The sequence below is a fragment of the Ruegeria sp. BF12 genome (assembly GCF_056538705.1).
The window spans coordinates 73473-92099 of record NZ_JBQFTP010000008.1; the positions used below are offsets into that span (position 1 = coordinate 73473).

Genomic DNA, 18627 nt, shown 5'->3' on the forward strand with positions numbered 1-18627 from the left:
AAAAATGCGGCCGCTCCCTCTTTTACCTTAAGTTCGCAAGGTAAGCGCAGCGGCGCGTCAGGACTGGATCCGCATGGCGGTTGAAAGTCCGAAATGGCCAATTTGGCGCACGGTTCGGGACATGCAGCGCCCGACGGAAAAAAACCTGCGGTTGAATTCATCCGCGCCGCGTTCCAGTCGCTCGGGGGTCATCTGTTTCGGCTGGAACACTGCGTGCGCTCCGTCGTAATCGCTCCAATTGTCCGATAGCAACCGGCCCTCGGCCTCAAGTTGCTTGTACATCCGGGATCCAGGGAACGGGATGGCGATGGCCGCTGCGGTACTATCCACTCCGGTCTCATGGTAGAGGTCGGCAGTTCTGGCAAAAATATCCGGGCTGTGTTCATCGAACCCAAGGATAGCCGCACTGTCGACGATGATCCCTCTTTCGTGGATACGAGCAATCTGGTCTTTCAGGTTCTCAGGTTTGACAAAGCCCTTTCCTGCCCGTTTCAACGCCGCCTTGTCGACAGTTTCGATCCCGATCAACAGATACTTGCAGCCTGACCGGGCCGCCGCATCCAGTAATTCCTCATCGTCTGCGATGCGGATCGTCGTTTCGCCGACCCAACTGATGCCCAAAGGTTCGATAGCGCGGAACAGTTCGAGCGCATAGTCGCGGTCTTCGGTCAGGTGGTCAGCGTGCAGTTCGACCCAGTCCGTTTGCATCGCTTCAAGCTCGGCCACGATGTCAGGAATGGGACGGTACCGGGTTTTTCCCAGCATCCCGGGGATCAGGCAGAAACTGCAATTATGTTTGCACCCCCTGCTCACCAACACTGACCACTCCCAGCGATAATCCTTGGCTTTGATCAGGTGTGTCGGATACGGGTTGAGTTTACTCAAATCCGCAGGCGTGCCGGTATATCTCGGTTTAAGCTGTCCCCGATCAGCATCTGCCAGAAAATCTTCCCAGATGTTTTCGCACTCTCCGGTTATCACCGCGTCCGCATAGTCCTTGGCCTCTTCCGGCAAAAACGTCGCGTGCAATCCTCCGATGGCCACCTGGACGCCCTTGGCCTTCAAGACCCGGGCAATTTCGTATCCGCGATTTGCATCCGGGGTCGAGAAAAAGATGACCGCGACGTCGGCATGAATACGCCGCGGATCGCATTTTCTGAGCACTTCATCGAACAGCAGAACATCCACCCAATCCGGCGTAGCCGCCGCTGCCGAGAAAATGCTTTGCGGCGGGCCGCCCCTGACGGATTTGTAGGCTTTGAAATCACTTTCGGCCGATGCTTTGATTAGACAGAGTTTCATGTGCTGCTCCTCAGAGTGGATGGCATCTCGCCGTTGGCGCCATTTTGCCAATCAGTGTTCGTCCGGCAAGACTATTGTTTGTCATTTTTGACAATAAACATTGAGGCAGTGTGTTTCAATGAAGCCATCAAAAATTTTTTGCACACGGATTGGTCTGAGTTTCATCACTTCAGGCTATGTCAACTTAATGGCTTATCATTTATGACAAATTATCATCGAACGACTCGCCAATTGAGGACATAATGGACATCTGGCTTTTCATCGGTCTCGGCTTACTATTGTGGGCCATCAGGGATCTGGTTTTCGGCTCTACTTACCTGTGGGAGCGGGTCACACGCGCGGAAAACCCGGGGACATACTGGATATGCGTGCTGGTGTGGCTTGTGATCGCGCTGGTAATTCTGGCGACGTCTCCCACCACCTATTCGCTGCTCTACTGACATTGATGGCCGGCCACCGCGTTTTGTTTTGGCAATTGGCGCGGGCCCGAAATGCGCCATTCAGCGGCTGGTCAGCGTGGCGCAGCCCGTGAAATCTGTCGTTTGCTGTAACGGGCAAAGTTACCGGGTGGGCTCCCGAACGAGCGCCGACCTTTTCAGGTGCCTCTACAGCAACTTGCCTAAGACATAGATCGAGCCGTGGTGTGCCAATCACTCCCCTAACCAAGTCCGCGGCCTGATTCTACAGGACTGTGACGAAGGGTCACCCAGACGACACCCGGGCGGCATGCAAGACGGCGGTGGATGGCCCATGCCCCGCGAAACTGGGAAAATTCGAAGCGCGACATCTTGAAACCGCCCCCAAGAATGTATACCGGTGTATACAAATCGCGATCGAGCCTGATGCCCGACGCTTACCCACATCAGAAGACTCAGACAAAGCGGAAACAGCCATGAGCCAGTATTCAGACTACTTGGATGAAATTGAAGCGCGTAAAAAACAAGGTCTTAGCCCGAAACCCATCGATGATGGTGCGCTAGTCAATGAAATCATCGAACAAATCAAGGATGCTGATCATCCGCATCGCGCGGATTCGCTGCACTACCTCATTTACAACACGCTGCCCGGCACAACCAGCGCTGCGGGTGAAAAGGCCCAGTTCCTGAAGGCCATTATTGTCGGCGACGTGGACGTTGAAGAAATCACTCCAGCTTTCGCATTCGAACTGCTTTCGCACATGAAGGGCGGCCCATCGGTGGAAGTGCTGCTTGATGTCGCATTGGGGGAAGATCAGGATATTGCGACCCAGGCGGGCGACGTCCTGAAAACACAGGTATTCCTGTATGAAGCTGATACCGAGCGCCTGAAAGAAGCTTACAAGGCGGGCAACAAAATTGCCGCCGATATCCTTGAAAGCTATTCCAACGCCGAGTTCTTCACTAAGCTGCCTGATCTGGACGAGGAAATCAAAGTCGTCACCTATATTGCGGCTGAAGGCGACATTTCCACCGACCTTTTGTCACCGGGCAATCAGGCGCACTCGCGCTCGGATCGTGAACTGCACGGCAAGTGCATGATTTCTGAGGCGGCGCAGAAAGAGATCGAAGCGCTCAAGATACAGCACCCCGACAAGCGCGTGATGTTGATCGCAGAAAAAGGCACCATGGGTGTTGGCTCGTCGCGGATGTCGGGTGTCAACAACGTGGCGCTTTGGACCGGCAAACAGGCCAGCCCCTATGTGCCGTTCGTGAATTTCGCGCCTGTTGTCGCAGGCACAAACGGCATTTCGCCGATCTTCCTGACAACTGTAGGTGTGACCGGCGGTATCGGTGTCGACCTTAAAAACTGGGTCAAGAAAGTAGACGAGAACGGCAATCCGATCCTCAACAACGACGGCAACCCGATCCTCGAACAGCGCTACTCGGTCGAAACCGGCACTGTGCTGACCATCAACACAAAAGAGAAAAAGCTCTACAGTGCAGATGGCAGTGAAGAACTGGTCGACATGGCGGGATCGTTCACGCCGCAGAAGATGGAATTCATGAAGGCCGGTGGTTCTTACGCCATTGTCTTTGGCAAGAAGCTGCAGACATTCGCGTGCGAGACTCTGGGCGTAGAGCTCAAATCTGCCTTCGCCCCGTCGAAAGAGATCAGCCACGAAGGCCAGGGCCTGACCGCGGTTGAAAAGATCTTCAACGCAAATGCACGCGGCACTACACCGGGCAAAACTCTGCATGCCGGTTCGGATGTGCGGGTCAAAGTCAACATCGTAGGTTCGCAGGACACAACTGGCCTGATGACCAGCCAAGAGCTTGAAGCTATGGCGGCCACAGTTCTGTCACCCAGCGTGGACGGCGCGTATCAGTCCGGCTGTCACACGGCGTCGGTTTGGGATCAGAAGGCACAGGCCAATACGCCCCGCCTAATGGCGTTCATGCATAAGTTCGGCCTGATCACGGCACGTGATCCCAAAGGCGTGTACCACTCGATGACGGACGTCATTCACAAAGTGCTGAATGACATCACCGTGGACGATTGGGCCATCATCATTGGAGGCGACAGCCACACGCGTATGTCCAAGGGCGTAGCATTCGGCGCTGACTCGGGCACGGTTGCGCTGGCACTGGCCACGGGCGAAGCAACAATGCCGATCCCGGAATCCGTCAAAGTGACTTTCAAGGGCGAAATGGCACCACACATGGATTTCCGTGACGTGGTACACGCGACGCAAGCGCAGATGCTGGCGCAGCACGGCGACAACGTGTTCCAGGGCCGGATTATCGAAGTGCATATCGGCACGCTGCTGGCGGACCAAGCCTTTACCTTCACCGACTGGACGGCGGAAATGAAGGCCAAGGCCTCGATCTGTATCTCCAACGACGACACGCTCATTGAATCCTTGGAAATCGCCAAGTCGCGTATCCAGATCATGATCGACAAAGGCATGGATAACGACGTTCAGATGCTGAAAGGCCTGATCGACATTGCCGACAAGCGTATTGCCGAAATTCGCTCGGGCGAAAAACCGGCTCTGCGTCCGGATGACAACGCCAAATACTTTGCCGAGGTTGTTGTGGATCTGGACCAGATCGTCGAACCCATGATCGCTGACCCGGACGTCAACAACGCGGACGTCTCCAAGCGCTATACGCATGACACGATCCGCCCGATCTCTTACTACGGTGCAGAAAAGAAGGTGGATCTGGGTTTTGTCGGCTCGTGCATGGTGCACAAGGGCGACATCAAGATCGTGGCCCAGATGTTGCGTAACCTTGAAGTGGAATACGGCAAGGTCGAATTCAAGGCTCCGCTTGTGGTTGCCGCGCCGACCTACAACATCGTTGATGAGCTCAAAGAAGAAGGCGACTGGGCCATTCTGCAGAAATACTCGGGCTTTGAATTCGATGACCTTTTCCCGAAGCAAACCGCACGGACCGAGTACGAGAACATTCTCTATCTTGAACGTCCGGGCTGCAACCTTTGCATGGGTAACCAGGAAAAAGCCGCTAAAGGCGACACCGTTCTGGCCACGTCCACCCGCCTGTTCCAAGGCCGGGTAGTCGCGGACAGTGAAACGAAAAAGGGTGAATCCCTGCTGGGCTCGACCCCGGTTGTTGTCTTGTCGGCGATCCTTGGACGCACCCCGACGCTGGAAGAGTACAAGGTAGCAGTCGAAGGCATCGACCTGACCAAATTCGCGCCGCCGATGGAGGTTCCCGGGACCAGCCGCTCGGTCCATTTCTAAAACTTATACGGGCGCGGTAGTCATTTACCGCGCCCGTATAACTTAATGCATCTGAGGGTGGATGCCGCTGTGCCCGTTTCCCCGACCCTAACTCCCAAGTAGTTTCGTTAGTTTTCAAATTTGGGTGTGTCTTCTTTGTTCAGCAGATGCAGGGCTGCAAACGTGACTACGGCACCAGAAAGCAGATACAAACCCGCCGCCCAAAGACCGAACGCAGCGCTAAGCCCGATGCCGACAAGCGGCGCGAAGGCCGCGCCGAAAATCCACGACAGATTTGTTGCCATCGCAGACCCAGAGTAGCGATACTGCGCCGGAAAGCGCTTGGGAACGATTGCGCTTGCTTGTCCATATGCAAGGCCCAACACCAAGAAGCCAGAGATAATGAAGGCGTAGGGGAAATGCGCCATGGTTCCGATCATCAGGCTCAAAACCACGATCAGGATTGAACTGACTCGGATTACAGTCCGCCGATTGTAGCGGTCCGCCAGCACGCCCGATGCTATTACCGTCAGAATAGCAAGAGTACCCCCAATGAGCTGAACGGTCAGAACTTCGGGGATTTCGTATCTTTCGTAAATGGCCGCGAAGGCAAGCGGGAACACTGTGACCATGTGGAACAGCGCATAGCTTGCCAGCGGCAGGAATGCGCAAAGGAGGATCGTTCTGCCCTCATTTTGAACCAGCTCTTTTAGGGGCGCGGATTTTGTGACTTCCGGGTCGACCCCCAGATCGGAGTTCAGCAAGCGCACCCGAGCGTACAGAGACACGACATTGACCGCCATGACGGCAAAGAACGCGAACCTCCAACCCCACTTCAGGAACTCTTCGTCCGTCAGAAAGCCCTTGAGTACGAAAAAGATCGACGCGGCGACGACAAATCCGATGGGGCCACCCAATTGGGGAACCATTGCATAAATGCCCTTGCGATGCTCGGGTGCGGCGTTTTGCAACTGCAGAGTCAATCCGTCCCAGGCCCCACCCAGTCCCAGACCCTGCAGGATGCGCAGAACCGCCAAAAACACCGGTGCAAGCCAGCCGATTTTCTCGTACCCGGGCAATAATCCGATCGCCACGGTCGATGTTCCCAGCAGAAATAGCGCCAGCGTGACCTTTCCGACCCGGCCGATTTTATACTGCAATGTGCGCCCGGCAAGACTGGCCACGGGGCGCGCCAGGAACGCCAGAGAAAAGATCGCAAAAGACGCCAATGTACCCGACAACGGGTCAAGCATCGGGAAGAATAACTTGGGAAAAACCAGGGCCGATGCGATGGCGTATACAAAAAACCCAAAAAAATCAGTGACTCGCGCCATAACGACAGTCGTGATCACTTCGTCAATCGTGGCTGTGTAGCGCGGTGTGTTATCAACGCTGGTCATGATATACTCCTGTCTCGACCGTTCGGGATACCCATCGTTTCCGGAGCGTCAAGCCAAAGGTAAGTCTGTGGGTCATCATTTGTCGCATTGCACCACGAGACTGAAAACAGCACAAGAGGCCACGCAAGCAGAGGTTCATGGAATGTCTCGCCAGCTTAGCAACTCTTCCATCCAAAACCGATCCAAGAGACGCAAGAAAATGAAGCGCGCATTTCCCGCGGCAGCATTGTTGCCGCCAATCGCACTGGCAGGATGCGATATGGTTGTCCTCAATCCATCCGGTGATGTCGCCGTTCAGCAGGCCGATTTGATTTTGTATTCAACCGTCTTGATGCTGATCGTGATCATCCCGGTCATGGCGTTAACGGCTTTCTTTGCCTGGAAATATCGTGAATCGAACAAGGACGCGACATACGAGCCTGACTGGGATCATTCCACCAGCCTTGAGATTATCATCTGGTCCGTTCCTCTGGCGATTATCATCTGCCTTGCGGGCCTGACATACGTTGCCACTCACAGGCTGGACCCGTTCGAGCCGTTGCGACGCGTTTCAGATGGGCAAGAGATCGATCCCAATGTCGAACCCATGGTGATTCAGGTTTCGGCGATGGACTGGAAATGGTTGTTCATCTACCCGGAAGTAGGCATCGCGACCGTCAACGAAGTTGTTGCGATCGTGGATCGACCGATCAGGTTCGAAATCACCTCAACCACCGTTATGAATTCGTTCTTTGTGCCTGCGCTCGCAGGGCAAATCTATGCCATGTCAGGCATGCAGACTGAGTTGAACGCCGTGATCAACGAACCCGGTATCTATGACGGTTTTTCGGCAAACTACAGCGGTGAAGGTTTTTCGCAGATGCGCTTCAAGTTCCATGGCAAGGATCAGGCAGATTTTGATGCCTGGGTTGAACAGGTGCGTGCGCAGGGAACCGAGTTGGACCGGGAATCGCTCGCTCAACTGAACCAGCCCAGCATTTCCCACCCTGTGACCTATTACAACACGGTCGAAGACGGATTGTGGGACAAGATCGTCAACCTGTGCATCGAGGATGATACGCTTTGCCTCAATGATATGATGATGGTGGATGCCTTGGGCGGTGGTGGCCTTGAGGGGCTTTGGAACCGCGAAATGTTCCGTGGCATCTGCTCAGCCGATGATCCCGGCGCACTGATGGCGATGATCCGTCCCGAAATGCGCATCCGCAAAGACGAAATTATCACCGCGATGACGCTGGTTCCTCCAGCGGCCGCGAACTGACCTGAAACGAATAAGAACTGGAAAGATAACGCTATGTCGCTATCTCACGAAGTCGCTGAGGGTATCGCCAATGTCTCGGGCGTGGACCCATTTTGGGGCAAATTGTCTTGGGGCGTGTTTCCCTTCTATGAGCCGATCGTGCTGGTCACGTTCATCGTTGTCATGCTTGGCGGTCTGGCTGTGGTCGGAGCGCTGACCTACTACCGCCTCTGGGGCTATCTCTGGAAGGAATGGTTCACCAGCATCGACCATAAGAAGATCGGGATCATGTACATGGTTCTGGGTCTGATCATGTTGCTGCGTGGCTTTGCAGATGCGCTGCTGATGCGGGGTCATCAGGCTATCGCCGCCAGTGGCGGTGAGGGCTATCTGAACGCTCACCACTATGACCAGATCTTCACCGCCCATGGCGTGATCATGATCTTTTTCGTGGCGATGCCCTTTGTCACCGGCTTCATGAACTACGTCATGCCGCTGCAGATCGGCGCGCGGGATGTGGCCTTTCCGTTCCTGAACAATCTTAGCCTTTGGCTGACCATCTCGGGCGCCGTGCTGATTATGCTATCGCTGTTTGTGGGTGAGTTCTCGACTGCGGGCTGGCTGGCCTATGCGCCTTTCTCGGGGCTCGAATACAGTCCGAGCGTCGGCATGGACTATTACCTCTGGTCGCTGAACATTGCCGGGGTCGGGACAACTCTGTCGGGCATCAACCTTGTGGTGACGATCATCAAGATGCGCGCGCCGGGCATGACACTGATGAAGATGCCGGTGTTCGTCTGGACGACGCTGTGCACCAACATCCTGATCGTCGTAACGTTCCCGGTATTGGCCGCAACGTTGGCACTTCTGACGGCGGACCGCTATCTGGGCACCCATTTCTTTACCAATGATCTGGGCGGCAATCCGATGATGTATGTAAACCTCATCTGGATTTGGGGTCACCCCGAAGTCTACATTCTGATCCTGCCCATCTTTGGTATCTTCTCGGAAATCGTGCCTACATTCACCGGTAAGCGACTGTTTGGCTATACCTCGATGGTTTACGCGACCTGCGTGATCATGGTGCTCAGCTATATCGTCTGGCTGCACCATTTTTTCACCATGGGAGCCGGTGCCAACGTGAACGCCTTCTTTGGTATCACCACGATGATCATCTCGATCCCGACCGGGGCTAAAATCTTCAACTGGCTGTTCACCATGTATAAGGGACGCATCCGGTTCGAGACCCCGATGCTGTGGGTCATGGGCTTTATGCTGACATTCGTGATCGGCGGTATGACCGGCGTTCTGCTGGCTGTGCCCCCGGCAGACTATGTGCTGCACAACTCGCTGTTCCTGATCGCGCATTTCCACAATGTGATCATCGGCGGTGTGGTGTTCGGCATCTTTGCAGGCATCATCTATTGGTGGCCCAAGGCGTTCGGCTTCAAGCTGGAGCCATTCTGGGGCAAGGTCAGCTTCTGGTGCTGGCTGATCGGGTTCTACTTGGCCTTCATGCCATTGTACGTTCTGGGCCTGATGGGCGTGACCCGCCGTATCAGTCAGTTCGAAACAACCTTCTATTCGGTCTATTTCGTGATCGCTCTGGTTGGCGCGTTGTTCGTCGCTGCAGGTATCGCGGCGTTCCTGGTGCAGATTTATGTCTCGATCCGCAATCGTGATGCGCTGCGCGATGTCACGGGCGATCCGTGGAATGGACGTACGCTGGAATGGTCGACCTCTTCACCGCCGCCTTACTATAACTTCGCTTTCACGCCGCGTGTTTATGAGCTGGACGCCTTCACCCAGATGAAGCGCGAAGGGTTTGTGCGCCCCACCGATGGTTTCGTTCCGATCCACATGCCGCGCTATACGGCTACGGGCATCGTCATGGCCGGGTTCCTGACCGTCATGGGCTTTGCTCTGATCTGGCATATCTGGTGGCTGGCTGCGGTCAGTTTCGCTGCGACACTGGTCTATGGCATCGGCCATACGTTCAACTACGACCGCGACTACTATGTCCCGGCAGATGAAGTGAAGGGTATCGAAGACCAGCGGACACAACTGCTGGCGGGGGCTGCGGAATAATGACGGATACAAGTACGGATCAGCCGAAAGAGTTCTTCGTCATCGAAGAGCCCCATCACGGGGAAGATCACGAAGAGCATCACGAAAACGGAACCATGCTTGGGTTCTGGATCTATCTGATGAGCGATTGCCTGATATTTGGCATCCTCTTCGCAACTTACGCCGTTCTGGGCCGTAACTATGCGGCCGGTCCAGCCCCTGTCGACTTGTTCGATATCGAGATGATTTTGGTGGCGACTTTCGCACTGCTGTTCTCATCGATCACTTACGGGTTCGCAGTTCTACGGATGGAGATGGATGACCTGCGCGGTACAGTGCTGTGGTTGATCGTTACCGGGTTGTTCGGGGCCGGGTTCCTGTATCTGGAACTTCTGGAATTCACCCACCTCTGGCATATCGGCGCGACACCGATGGCCAGCGCCTTCCTGTCGTCATTCTTTATTCTCGTCGGCACGCACGGTTTGCACGTTCTGGGCGGCAGCATCTGGCTGATCGTCCTTCTCTCGCAACTCGGGCTGCACGGTCTGACGCCCGAGAACAGGCGAAGGGTTATGTGCCTGTCCCTCTTCTGGCACTTCCTTGATCTGATCTGGATCGGTGTCTTTTCCTTGGTCTACCTGACGGGGGTTCTGCTATGAGCGATCACGCAAAAGGGGTTGGCGGCACCTTCAAATCCTATGTCATCGGCTTCCTGCTTTCGGTCGTTCTGACGCTGATCCCGTTCTGGATTGTGCTGGGCGACGTGATGGACAGTGCGGGTTGGGCAGTTGCAATCATCTTCATGATGGGTGCGATGCAAATGCTGGTTCACATCCACTATTTCCTGCACGTCACGCTGAAAGCCGAGGAAGGCTGGCAGGCAATGTCGCTTGGTCTTACCGTTCTGCTTCTGGTGATTGTGCTGGCCGGATCAATTTGGGTCATGTTCAACTTGGATGCCAATATGATGCCCGCACATGAACAGATTGAGCGGGTTCGCAACCTGCCATGAGCGATCAAACCACCGTCCGGCGGCCCGGATGGGTTACGGCACTGTTGCTGGCGCTGTCGGCGGTAATGATTGTCGTATTTGTCCTGTTAGGCAATTGGCAGATCAGGCGGCTGGCATGGAAGCAGGACCTGATCGCCGCCGTTGATGCAAGGGTATTTCAGGACCCGGTTGGTTTGCCTGACAGCTTTGACGCAGACAAGCATGCCTATTTGCGCGTGTCCGTAGAAGGTGAGTTTCAAGAGGACTCGGTTGTTCTGGTCAAGGCCGTAACGGAGATCGGGCCCGGCTATTGGGTCATGATGCCACTGCATACGGATCAGGGCATTCTTTGGGTTAACCGGGGCTACGTCCCGCCAGATTTTAGTACACTGGAACATTGGGCCGAACCGGCAACCCCAGTGAACGGTTTGCTACGCCCGACCGTCGAAGGCGGAACGCTGCTCGAGAGCAATGATCCGGCAATCGATCGCTGGGTTTCACGGGACACCCGCGAAATGTCGCGCGCCCGGGATCTCGGCACCACCTTGCCCTTTTTCGTGGATGCAGACCATCAAGGCGCTCCAGGAACCTGGCCGCGTGGCGGCCTGACGGTGATCCGCTTTAACAATTTGCACCTGTCCTATGCGTTGACTTGGTACGCTATGGCCGCATTGTTCGCCGGCGCGCTTGTTTATGTCATTCGCAGCACCCGGCGCAAAAATCCTAACGTGCCCTAACTCAGTTTCCGTGCTGACGTCACTTTCGAAACAGACATTCGCCTGCTTTTGCGGGCGCAAATGGGAACGTGGCACGCAGTTCAGACTGACATGACACACGTTCCCAGCACCAAAAGGCTACTTTGCACCCACCCGGCGATCACCGATCCAAGCCCGCTGATCCCATGCGCTGATCTGTTCGACCATCCATCTCATCACCGAACCCTCCACAGACGCGTTGCTGGTTAGAAAATCGACAGGGTAAATGATTGAGTTTTGGGCAAATTCGTAGTTCATCACCGCAAGCTCGCCCCCCCCCCGCACTTCGCTTTGAACGGTATCCACCGGCTGCTCTGCCCACCCCATGCCGTTCAGGACCATCGTTTTCCTTGCCGCAGAACTGGCGGAGATCCAGATGTTCGGACCAAAATGCCGGTCGTTCGGCCCAACGATTTGACGATGGTGCGTCAAATCCATCCGGCTGAGCGACGTGTTTTTCGCGAAGGGATGACCCGAAGTGCAAACGGGCACACAACTTTGGAACCCTATTCCTCGACAATGATAGCCCGGATCCGAAGCTTCTGCCTGCACCACAAAAGCGGCGTCCGCCTCGCCGGTTTTCAACGCCTTCAATGCGGATTTCTTCGATGTTTTTTCGATAGTCAGTTCAAGTCCCGAAAACGTCTCGGACAGGTCGACGAACAGCTTGCAAAGTCGCTCGACCTACAGCCCTTCCTCAACAAACAGTGCGAACTGGGTTTAACCGAACCGCTGAATGCTTCGGCCTGCGCGCGAAATACACCCTCGCTCTCAAGGACCGCCCTAGCATGTTTCAAGAGAGCTTTCGCTTGCTCGGTCGGGACAGGCCGATACGCGCTGCGGTCAAAGAGAAACGCATCAAGGTCGATTTCCATGTTCGATATCGTGGTGCTGATCCAGATTGTGTCCTACCCAATTTCCGCGCTGCCGCCGAAAAGGAACCGCATTCGACGGCTGCCACGAACGTCTTCAACTGATCGATATCCGGCACGAGCACCATCTGAAAATCGGATGGAGATTAGCTTTCTATACCGACGCTCCATCTGATCAAAGCGCTCCCAGTCAACCATCCCGCACACCCCGGAGTGCCCGGTTGAAAGCCGTTTGCCCACTTGTGCTCGCTTTTGTAGTGAGTCCGATAGCTTCAAGCGCTGTGACGGCCCAGACGGAGGCTTGGGACATGTCGCTGGCCATTGATCTGCCTAGCCAATGTGACGAGCCCCCGGTTTCGCATCCTATTGAAGGTCTCAAAAACTACAGACAAGTGACTACGCCAGGCGGCCGGATCAAACCCGGCATCTTGTTTCGTTCGGATCAACTCTATGATCTGTCTGAGACAGCGGTTACCGACCTGAACGCACTGGGCCTTGAAACGATTGTCGACCTCCGATCCCATGACGAGCTAGAGACGCACCCCAATTTGCGCATTGACTCGGTAGACTTCGACGTCAACTTGCCGATTGGCTCGAATCCCGCCGATATCGAGAAGATCATGCCTCTTGAAGTTGCTGCGCAAATCCGTCCGATGTGGGTCGATGGCAAGTTCGAAGAATTCGACAAGTTGCTTGAAGACCATGATGTCGATCTGAACCAGACAAGGATCAACTGCGATCAGGATTTTGCGACAAAGTTCGATCCGCAAGTGTCCCGGTTTCTGCATCTGCTGACCGACAGCAACGATTTTCCGCTGCTGTTTCACTGTGCTGGCGGCAAAGACCGGACCGGGTTCATGGCCGCCGTCACCCTCCTGACACTCGGCTATTCGAAAGAAGACGTAGTGCGGGACTACCTATCCACGAATGTTTATACATTCGTGGAACTGGAAAACTGGTTAGGCAAGGCCCTCAATCGCTGCGCCCAGCATTTGGTGCGCACCCCGAACAGATCGAAGCATCGCTGCGGATCATCACAGACAAATACGGCTCGTTCGAAACCTACAGGCGAGACATTCTTGGCATCAGCGATCACGAAGTCGATGCGATCAAGGAGAACCTGCTGGTCTAGAACCAGGCACCTCAAAGCCGCCTTTAGACCGCTCAGTCAAAACACCAACGGCAGACTACCACTTTCGTCGGCGATCTGCCGGGATGCCCTTTTAACGGGCGTACCGGCAGATTTTTTTGCCTAATTGTTTCAGCCGCGCAGCTCTCCAACCAGAAAGTCTAGAAATACGCGGACTTTGGGGTCAACATAACGCCGCGAAGGATAGACGGCATAGAGCGCCGTTTCATTTGGCGTCCAGTCGTCGAGCGCAACACAAAGCCGCCCCGATGCCAAGTCGTCTGCCACATACATGCGCGGGATGAGGCTGAGTCCGAAACCCGCTCGCAAAGCATCACGAACCGCCAGGCTGGAAGAAACTTGATAGCGGCCTTTGACCGGGACCGTCTCGGTCCGATTGCCTATGCTGAAAGACCATTTCTTTGCATGCCCGGACAGGGTGAATTGGATGCAATCGTGTTGCACCAGATCGCCGGGCTGTTGCGGAAACCCATGCCTTTCAAAGTACAAGGGCGATGCGCAAAGCACATGCTCCATCGTTAGTAGTTTCCGTGCGATCAGATTTGAATCTTCCAGGCTGTCGCTGCCGCGCAGGACTATGTCGAACCCCTCTTCGATTAGGTTGACCCTGCGGTCATCAAGATTGAGATCCAGTGACAGATCTGGATAGCGGTCCAGAAACCTTGGGATAGCTTCAGACAGGCTGACCAGCGTCACGGTCATTGGAGCACTGACGCGCATCAGTCCGGATGGTTTGCTTTGGTTGGCCTGGATCGAGCCATCGGCCTCTTTCAAGTCGTCCAGAATCCGGACCACACGCTCGAAATACACCGCGCCAGCTTCAGTCAGGTTCATTCGGCGTGTCGTGCGATTGATCAACTGAGTGGACAGGTGCGCCTCTAACTCGCTGACATTTTTACTGATCGCCGCCGGAGAAAGCCCCAGTTTGCGCGACGCGGCTGCAAAGCTGCCGTGCTCAACGACAGTGCGAAAAACAGTCAGTGCGGTCATTTGGTTCATTTTTATTCACTATCAGTGAATTATCTTTTTACCAATCCCCGTATTCTCCACTGAAAGACATGAGCGTATCTCAAAGCCATGACGCAAGCGTGGCCGTTCATCGCAGCTCACGCGCCGAAATCAAACCGAAATCTACGGATTGGAGAGCCCTACATGCAGCATACCGCAAGAACCCCGGATCACCCGATCGAACCGCTTTTTCTGTCGCGCTGGTCCCCGCGCGCTTATGATGCCTCGACGATACCAAAGTCCGATCTTCTGACTATTCTGGAGGCAGGGCGGTGGGCGCCATCCGCCTACAACGTGCAACCGTGGCGGTTTCTTTACGCCCTTCGCGAGGACGGTCACTGGTCGGATTTTTGTTCCCTCCTCGATCCGTTCAATCAGCAATGGGCAAAAGACGCATCCGCGCTGATATTTTTGATTTCGGACACCGTGATGCCCGGCGATCAGGATCGGCCCGACGCGATGTCCGGCTATAACAGCTTCGATGCGGGCGCTGCGTGGATGCAGATTGCGTTACAGGCCACAGCCTTTGGCTACGCCGCCCATGCAATGGCAGGCCTTGAGTTTAGCGCCGCGCCGAAGGTGTTGAATTTGCCAGATCGCTTTCGGCTGGAAATCGGGATTACCATCGGTCGCCAATCGGACACAGCCCGCCTGCCGGACGCGTTGCGGTTACGAGAGGTTCCGAGCGGCCGGATGCCACTGGATCAGATTTCCTTCTCAGGCGCGTTTCCAGATCGTCTCAATACAATAGCTGCAGAATAGGAGGCTGCGATGACCCTGCATCAGAATACATCGCTCCCACTCTCTGGTTCCGGGTCCGTGTTTCAAGTTCACGGCCTGATGCTGGTGGCCACTTGTCTTGTTGCGACTTCCTTTCCGGTCGTGGCGGCCATAACCGACGATCTCAACAGTGTTGTGCTGACCTTCATTCGTTTTGCCCTGGCAACCCTATTGTTCGCGCCACTCGTTGCACTGCGATACGGAATTGTGCGGCCAAGCCTACGCGATCTCGGGCGCTATGGGGTGCTCAGCATCCTTTTGGTGACGTTCTTCTGGTGCATGTTTGCTTCGCTTCGGGTGACAACACCGCTGAACACAGCTGCAGTCTTTGCGCTGAGCCCTGTTATCACTGCGGTTTTCGCAGCGGTCTTGCTCGGCGAGCGGTTGACTCTGGCGGCGCGGATCGCGCTTCCGATCGGCACATTAGGAGCGATCTGGGTCATTTTTCGTGGCAATCCCAAGGCACTGCTTACGCTTGAAATCGGTAACGGAGACCTTTTGTTTTTGGCGGGGACAACTGCGCTGGCCAGCTATAGCACTTTGATAAAGGTTCTTCATCGCGGTGAACCCATGGCGCGTATGACCTTCTGGATTCTCGCCACGGGCGCAATCTGGTTGTTTGTGTTATCGCTCCCCAGCTTGGGCAACGTTCAGTGGGCCGCCATTCCGGGCAGGGTGTTTGCCGGAATCGCCTATCTGTCAGTTTTCACCACAATCGTCACGTTCTTCGCTTTTCAATGGAGCACAACGCGGATCGGGCCGACAAAAGTCGTTTCCTACACGTTCCTGAACCCGGCGTTGGTTCTTCTGATTGGGCTCGCGCTTGGAGAAAGCCTGCCGCCCTTGGCGACGTGGCCCGGCGCAGTCCTGACAATAGTAGCGACAATTGTTTTGCAACAGGACATTGCGCCCCGGAAACGACAGAAACGCCCGAGCGATGCCTCTGCCGTAGTTACCTCAAGCTAACCCCTTAAATGGCGAAGAGCCGCACGGATGCTTTAGAAAGCATCCGTTGCCGGATCGAACATTATCCGAAAAAGTGCACCTTGTTCGACAGGTTCCGAACGAATACGCGCACCCACCTGTTTCAGCACTGCAACTATAATGGCCAACCCCATGCCAGTACCTCCAGCATTCCGGCGTGTCGTAAAGAATGGCTCAACAATCCGTTCATGATTTCGGCTGGAAATCCCGATCCCGTTATCCCTGACCGTCAAACTGGCAGTCTCGGCGTCGTAAGTGATATCAATTCTCGTGGCCGAATGCTGATGCGCGTTTTGAAACAGATGGTGCAGCACGATCTGACTTTGATCTGCAGACAAAGGAAGAGAAACACCAGCGTCTGCATGCAAGTTTATTTCCAAGTCGGTGAACTCCGCTGCCGCGGAGGCTACAATTTCCTCAAGCGACGTTTGCGTCCTGTCAGTCTGGACAGAAGCCCGCGCCAATTCGCGCAGACGTTCCAGCAGCGCATTCATGCGCAAGCCTTCTTCCTGGATGTTTTTCACCAGTTTCTGGTGCCGTACACCCGACGCATCAGGACCCGCATCGGCAAGCAGTTCTGCCGCGCCAAGGATCGCCGTGACGGGGGATTTCAACTCGTGCGTGACATGGTTGGTATAGGTTTCGATCGCGGCAGACCGATCCGACAGTGTCGAGGCCATTGATACTACGTTATGACCCAGATCCGCCAATTCGCGCACACCGTAATGCCGTACCGGATCAGGCACGGGTTTGAGCCCGCTCGCCACATCCCGGCTCTGAATGCTGAGATCGCGAATAGGCTTGGAAATCAGCCGCCACATCAGGAACCCGACGAGGGCTGCGGACAACACCATGAAGGCCGCGACGGACCCCAATGTATAACGCTCCTGAAACAGAAACTTGCGCAGATCCAAGGGCGTCCGCGACAGATAGACCGCACCGATAACCCGGTCGTTTACAATGACGGGATGCGCAACGAAGACACGATAAGACGTGTCCCGGCTGATAGAGTTCAATAGATGCCGGTCTGTCTGGTCGTCCCTGAACCGCAGCAATGTGACCGTTTCGCCCTTTAATGCCTGCGCCACTTCGGGGATGTGACCCACCGATCCGCTAACCGACCCACTGCTGGCAACGATTTGGCCGGAATGATCCACGAACAGATAACCCGACAGCGTTGTTTTCTTGCTCGCTGCCGCCAGTTGGGAAAGGGACTGGGAAATCGCTATGTAGGGCGGGTGGAGTGTTTCAGATGTCTCGACCGGATCGGGACGCGGGGGCGAAACCCAGCCACGAAACAAATCCAGTCGGGGCGGAATGGGATGATGGTCTTGCGCAAGGCGCGCGATCTGTGCTTCTGAAAGTCTCTGACCGGCCTCTGGCAAAGGCTGGTGTTGAGCAAATGCAGCCGCGTAAACCTCCGCAAAGATGGCGGCTTGGGCTAGCAGACTGCGTTCGGTTTCGCGGGCAAACTGGTTGCTGGACAGGCGTGCACCCAGAACACCGATGATCGGTAAGGCCACAAGCCCGAGACAGACCAACGAGATCACCAGCGCAAGTGAAGGCCGCCATTTCCTTGTGACCTTCAGCACTGACAAACACCCAGCTTCACGCCTACACCGTGGACAGTCTGAATCAGGTCCGGGTAGCCTGCGGTGCGCGCTTTTTGGCGAATGTTTCGAATGTGGCTGTCCACTGTTCGACCCGAGAGATAGGTGTTTTGCCCATAGACGCGCTCGATCAGCTGAGACCGGGAAAACACCCTGTCCGGAGAGTTTGCTAGCGTCGCCAAAACCGAAAACTCGATCCCGGTGAGCTGCAGTTCGACCTCTGCAAGGGTGCAGCGATGGGCTTTTTCGTCCAAACGCAGGTCCTGAACAACGGTTACGTCATCCGCCGGGGCCGGCGAGGCCGCGCGGGCTAGGATGGCGCGGATGCGCAGCACCAGTTCACGCGGACTGAAGGGCTTGGTGACGTAGTCATCCCCTCCCAGTTGGAAACCCAGAATGCGGTCAATCTCTTCATCGCGCGCGGTCAGAAAGAGGATCGGCACGTCGGTCTTCCGGCGAAGTTCCCGGCAGGTGTCCAATCCATCCATGTCCGGCATGCCAATATCCAAAACAACAAGATCGGCAGGCGTTTCGTCAAATCGGTCCAGAGCCTCCAGCCCGGTTGCGGCTTCGGTAATCTTGAAACCGGAGTCCTCCAGCGCAAAGCGCACCACGTCCCGTATACGGGCATCATCATCTGCAATCAGGATTTGGTTTGCCATGGTCTTCAATCGCCGCTGTCGCGTGGGTGTTCCGATCACAGATCACACTGGTGTTGGCACGGTCAAGTGAGCCATTTGCCCTGTTGCGAACCTGTGGCTTGCGCCAGGTGATTTCGCCGTCAAGCCACCAAGCATCCGTGCG

General features: G+C 55.4%; 17 protein-coding genes. 10 read left to right on the forward strand and 7 right to left on the reverse strand.

Annotated features, from left to right (window positions below; translation table 11 throughout):
* Positions 1–57: 57 nt before the first annotated feature.
* Positions 58–1302 carry a B12-binding domain-containing radical SAM protein gene (locus ACR0J0_RS13785; protein ID WP_480664724.1) on the reverse strand — a complete coding sequence of 415 codons (1245 nt, stop codon included), beginning with the start codon at positions 1300–1302 and terminating at the stop codon, positions 58–60.
* Positions 1303–1544: 242 nt separating this feature from the next.
* Here ACR0J0_RS13785 and ACR0J0_RS13790 point away from each other — a divergent pair, with 242 nt between their 5' ends.
* A complete protein-coding gene (locus ACR0J0_RS13790; RefSeq protein WP_480664725.1) occupies positions 1545–1742 on the forward strand; it encodes a hypothetical protein in 198 nt (65 codons plus the stop codon).
* 452 nt (positions 1743–2194) lie between these two features.
* On the forward strand, positions 2195–4987 hold the full coding sequence (locus ACR0J0_RS13795; RefSeq protein WP_480664726.1) for a bifunctional aconitate hydratase 2/2-methylisocitrate dehydratase: 2793 nt from the start codon (positions 2195–2197) through the stop codon (positions 4985–4987).
* 107 nt (positions 4988–5094) lie between these two features.
* On the opposite strand, the gene ACR0J0_RS13800 is transcribed toward ACR0J0_RS13795, so the two are convergent.
* Positions 5095–6366: an MFS transporter gene (locus tag ACR0J0_RS13800; RefSeq protein WP_480664727.1), complete on the reverse strand. Its 1272-nt coding sequence runs from the start codon at positions 6364–6366 to the stop codon at positions 5095–5097.
* 199 nt (positions 6367–6565) lie between these two features.
* Between ACR0J0_RS13800 and cyoA the strand changes: the two genes are divergently transcribed.
* The 5 genes from cyoA to ACR0J0_RS13825 are packed head-to-tail and all read left to right on the forward strand — an operon-like array spanning position 6566 to position 11401.
* Entirely contained in the window at positions 6566–7627 is a 1062-nt protein-coding gene (cyoA, locus tag ACR0J0_RS13805; protein ID WP_480664728.1) for a ubiquinol oxidase subunit II, read from the forward strand.
* A 33-nt stretch (positions 7628–7660) separates the two neighbouring features.
* Complete coding sequence (gene cyoB / locus ACR0J0_RS13810; RefSeq protein WP_480664729.1) at positions 7661–9694, forward strand: cytochrome o ubiquinol oxidase subunit I; 2034 nt, start codon at positions 7661–7663, stop codon at positions 9692–9694.
* Entirely contained in the window at positions 9694–10332 is a 639-nt protein-coding gene (gene cyoC / locus ACR0J0_RS13815; protein ID WP_480664730.1) for a cytochrome o ubiquinol oxidase subunit III, read from the forward strand. The genes cyoB and cyoC overlap by 1 nt, the downstream gene beginning before the upstream one ends.
* A complete protein-coding gene (cyoD, locus tag ACR0J0_RS13820; RefSeq protein WP_480664731.1) occupies positions 10329–10685 on the forward strand; it encodes a cytochrome o ubiquinol oxidase subunit IV in 357 nt (118 codons plus the stop codon). The genes cyoC and cyoD overlap by 4 nt, the downstream gene beginning before the upstream one ends.
* Positions 10682–11401: an SURF1 family protein gene (locus tag ACR0J0_RS13825; protein WP_480664732.1), complete on the forward strand. Its 720-nt coding sequence runs from the start codon at positions 10682–10684 to the stop codon at positions 11399–11401. Before cyoD ends, ACR0J0_RS13825 begins: the two co-directional genes overlap by 4 nt.
* Positions 11402–11518: 117 nt before the next feature.
* On the opposite strand, the gene ACR0J0_RS13830 is transcribed toward ACR0J0_RS13825, so the two are convergent.
* Positions 11519–12085, reverse strand: a complete 567-nt coding sequence (locus tag ACR0J0_RS13830; protein WP_480664844.1) for a substrate-binding domain-containing protein — start codon at positions 12083–12085, stop codon at positions 11519–11521.
* 127 nt (positions 12086–12212) lie between these two features.
* On the reverse strand, positions 12213–12419 hold the full coding sequence (locus ACR0J0_RS13835; RefSeq protein WP_480664733.1) for a LysR family transcriptional regulator: 207 nt from the start codon (positions 12417–12419) through the stop codon (positions 12213–12215).
* Between the two features lie 180 nt (positions 12420–12599).
* Between ACR0J0_RS13835 and ACR0J0_RS13840 the strand changes: the two genes are divergently transcribed.
* Positions 12600–13547, forward strand: a complete 948-nt coding sequence (locus ACR0J0_RS13840) for a tyrosine-protein phosphatase (protein ID WP_480664734.1) — start codon at positions 12600–12602, stop codon at positions 13545–13547.
* 5 nt (positions 13548–13552) lie between these two features.
* On the opposite strand, the gene ACR0J0_RS13845 is transcribed toward ACR0J0_RS13840, so the two are convergent.
* Positions 13553–14440 (reverse strand): LysR family transcriptional regulator, encoded by an 888-nt coding sequence (locus tag ACR0J0_RS13845; protein ID WP_480664735.1) that lies wholly within the window; start codon positions 14438–14440, stop codon positions 13553–13555.
* A 153-nt stretch (positions 14441–14593) separates the two neighbouring features.
* Between ACR0J0_RS13845 and ACR0J0_RS13850 the strand changes: the two genes are divergently transcribed.
* Positions 14594–15211 (forward strand): nitroreductase family protein, encoded by a 618-nt coding sequence (locus tag ACR0J0_RS13850; RefSeq protein WP_480664736.1) that lies wholly within the window; start codon positions 14594–14596, stop codon positions 15209–15211.
* A 9-nt stretch (positions 15212–15220) separates the two neighbouring features.
* Positions 15221–16195: a DMT family transporter gene (locus ACR0J0_RS13855; RefSeq protein WP_480664737.1), complete on the forward strand. Its 975-nt coding sequence runs from the start codon at positions 15221–15223 to the stop codon at positions 16193–16195.
* Between the two features lie 32 nt (positions 16196–16227).
* On the opposite strand, the gene ACR0J0_RS13860 is transcribed toward ACR0J0_RS13855, so the two are convergent.
* On the reverse strand, positions 16228–17805 hold the full coding sequence (locus ACR0J0_RS13860; protein WP_480664738.1) for an ATP-binding protein: 1578 nt from the start codon (positions 17803–17805) through the stop codon (positions 16228–16230).
* Positions 17799–18485 (reverse strand): response regulator, encoded by a 687-nt coding sequence (locus ACR0J0_RS13865; RefSeq protein WP_480664739.1) that lies wholly within the window; start codon positions 18483–18485, stop codon positions 17799–17801. The genes ACR0J0_RS13860 and ACR0J0_RS13865 overlap by 7 nt, the downstream gene beginning before the upstream one ends.
* Positions 18486–18627 lie beyond the last annotated feature (142 nt).

Coding starts and splice junctions, on each gene's coding strand:
- ACR0J0_RS13785 (WP_480664724.1), bottom strand. CDS start 1,302: ATGAAACTCTGTCTAATCAAAGCATCGGCCGAAAGTGATTTCAAAGCC.
- ACR0J0_RS13790 (WP_480664725.1), top strand. CDS start 1,545: ATGGACATCTGGCTTTTCATCGGTCTCGGCTTACTATTGTGGGCCATC.
- ACR0J0_RS13795 (WP_480664726.1), top strand. CDS start 2,195: ATGAGCCAGTATTCAGACTACTTGGATGAAATTGAAGCGCGTAAAAAA.
- ACR0J0_RS13800 (WP_480664727.1), bottom strand. CDS start 6,366: ATGACCAGCGTTGATAACACACCGCGCTACACAGCCACGATTGACGAA.
- cyoA (WP_480664728.1), top strand. CDS start 6,566: ATGAAGCGCGCATTTCCCGCGGCAGCATTGTTGCCGCCAATCGCACTG.
- cyoB (WP_480664729.1), top strand. CDS start 7,661: ATGTCGCTATCTCACGAAGTCGCTGAGGGTATCGCCAATGTCTCGGGC.
- cyoC (WP_480664730.1), top strand. CDS start 9,694: ATGACGGATACAAGTACGGATCAGCCGAAAGAGTTCTTCGTCATCGAA.
- cyoD (WP_480664731.1), top strand. CDS start 10,329: ATGAGCGATCACGCAAAAGGGGTTGGCGGCACCTTCAAATCCTATGTC.
- ACR0J0_RS13825 (WP_480664732.1), top strand. CDS start 10,682: ATGAGCGATCAAACCACCGTCCGGCGGCCCGGATGGGTTACGGCACTG.
- ACR0J0_RS13835 (WP_480664733.1), bottom strand. CDS start 12,419: ATGGTGCTCGTGCCGGATATCGATCAGTTGAAGACGTTCGTGGCAGCC.
- ACR0J0_RS13840 (WP_480664734.1), top strand. CDS start 12,600: ATGTCGCTGGCCATTGATCTGCCTAGCCAATGTGACGAGCCCCCGGTT.
- ACR0J0_RS13845 (WP_480664735.1), bottom strand. CDS start 14,440: ATGAACCAAATGACCGCACTGACTGTTTTTCGCACTGTCGTTGAGCAC.
- ACR0J0_RS13850 (WP_480664736.1), top strand. CDS start 14,594: ATGCAGCATACCGCAAGAACCCCGGATCACCCGATCGAACCGCTTTTT.
- ACR0J0_RS13855 (WP_480664737.1), top strand. CDS start 15,221: ATGACCCTGCATCAGAATACATCGCTCCCACTCTCTGGTTCCGGGTCC.
- ACR0J0_RS13865 (WP_480664739.1), bottom strand. CDS start 18,485: ATGGCAAACCAAATCCTGATTGCAGATGATGATGCCCGTATACGGGAC.